The organism is Micromonospora sp. NPDC049799, assembly GCF_040656655.1.
GTDB lineage: Bacteria > Actinomycetota > Actinomycetes > Mycobacteriales > Micromonosporaceae > Micromonospora.
Window position 1 is genome coordinate 1 of the sequence record NZ_JBFAMU010000749.1, and the last position, 1837, is coordinate 1837.

A 1837-nucleotide genomic window follows, 5' to 3' on the forward strand; every position below is an offset into this window, starting at 1 on the left:
GTCCCGCAGGGCGGTGGCGCGAACGTGGTCCAGCGCGGCCCGTTGGGCGGCGGTCAGCAGGGTGTCGACGGCGGGGTGCACGCGCACCACCCTGGCGCGACGACCCGCGTGGCGCATCTTCTTTTCGGCGCTCAGGCCGTGCGGCCGCCCTCGGTCCCGAACCCGTCCAGGGTGGCCCGCTCGTCGAGGTCGCGCAGTTCCTCGAAGAGGGTGATCTGGAGGCCGGCGGGCGCGTCCAGACGCGAGTTGAGCGACTGCCACGGTGTGACGGTCGGCGGGGCGATCTCGGCGGCGCCCGCGTCGACCAGCCGGCGGGTGGCCGTACGGGTGTCGTCGACCTCGAACGCCACCCGGATCCGGGGCGCCACCTGCCGACCGACCTCGACCTCGTCGATCATCCGCTTCTGCGCCGGGTTCGCGATCTCCAGTGTGGCCTGCCCGGCGTCGAGGATGACCACCCGCGCGTCGCCCTCCCCGGAGTACGCGGCCTGCTCGGGCAGGCCGAGCGCGTCGCGGAAGAACGCCACCGCCGCGTCGTAGTCCTCGGCCTCCACCACGAGACGCAACTGGCGTACGGCGGGGACGGGGGCGTCGTCGGCGGTCATGGCGTCGGATCGTAGCGCTCCCCCGGCGCGTTCCGGCCGGACGGTCAGTGGCCCCGGGTGATCCACTCGTCGAGGTGCGGTGCCTCGGCGCCGATCGTCGTGCTGTCGCCGTGCCCGGTGTGCACCACGGTCCGCGGCGGCAGCGTCAGGAGACGCTCGCGGATCGAGCTGACGATGGTGCCGAAGTCGCTGTACGACCGGCCGGTGGCACCCGGACCGCCGGCGAACAGCGTGTCCCCGGTGAACACCACGCCGAGGTCCGGGGCGTGGAAGCTGCACGCCCCGGGGCTGTGGCCGGGGGTGTGCAGCACGGTCAGCGTGGTGCCGGCCACCGCGACGGCCTGCCGGTCACGCAGCTCGCCGCCCGGCTCCTCGTCCGGGTGCACCAGGTCCCACAGCACCCGGTCGGCGGGGTGCAGCAGCACCGGCGCGCCGGTCGCCCGGGCCAGCGTCGGGGCGACCCGTACGTGGTCGTCGTGCGCGTGGGTGGCGAGGATCGCCCGGACCCGCCGGCCGCCGACGGCGGCGAGGATCGCGTCGACGTCGTGCGGGGCGTCGATGACCACGCACTCGGTGTCGTCGCCGACGACCCACACGTTGTTGTCGACGTCGAAGGTCTGCCCGTCGAGGGAAAACGTGCCGGAGGTGACCGCGTGGTCGACCAGGGCGGTCATCAGAAGACCACCACCGAGCGGAGCACGTCGCCGTGGTGCATGCGGGCGAACGCCTCCTCCACCTGGTCCAGCGCGATCTCCTCGGTGACGAAGGCGTCCAGGTCGAGGCGGCCCTGCCGGTACAGCTCGGTGAGCATCGGGAAGTCCCGGCTGGGCAGGCAGTCGCCGTACCAGCTGGACTTCAACGCCCCGCCGCGGCCGAAGACGTCCAGCAGCGGCAGGTCGACGGTCATCTCCGGCGTGGGTACACCCACCAGCACGACGGTGCCGGCCAGGTCCCGGGCGTAGAACGCCTGCTTCCAGGTCTCCGGGCGGCCCACCGCGTCGATGACCACGTCGGCGCCGAAGCCGCCGGTGGCCGCGCGGATCGCCTCGACCGGGTCCTCGGCGGAGGCGTTCACCGTGTGGGTGGCGCCGAACTTTCGTGCCCAGTCGAGCTTGCGGGCGTCGGTGTCCACCGCGACGATCGTCGTCGCCCCGGCGAGGGCCGCACCGGCCACCGCCGCGTCGCCCACCCCGCCGCAGCCGATCACGGCGACCGAGTCGCCCCGGGTGACG

3 protein-coding genes are annotated in these 1837 nt (G+C 73.9%); all 3 read right to left on the minus strand.

Annotated features, from left to right (window positions below; all coding sequences use genetic code 11):
• Window positions 1-131: 131 nt before the first annotated feature.
• The gene (locus AB0I76_RS29075) at window positions 132-605 is read right to left on the minus strand and encodes a VOC family protein (protein ID WP_357042096.1); all 474 of its coding nucleotides are present in this window, start codon (window positions 603-605) and stop codon (window positions 132-134) included.
• Window positions 606-649: 44 nt separating this feature from the next.
• Window positions 650-1279, minus strand: a complete 630-nt coding sequence (locus AB0I76_RS29080) for an MBL fold metallo-hydrolase (RefSeq protein ID WP_357042099.1) — start codon at window positions 1277-1279, stop codon at window positions 650-652.
• Window positions 1279-1837: zinc-binding dehydrogenase (locus AB0I76_RS29085; protein WP_357042102.1), on the minus strand; the 559-nt coding region annotated here is incomplete at its 5' end. The genes AB0I76_RS29080 and AB0I76_RS29085, both read right to left, overlap by 1 nt.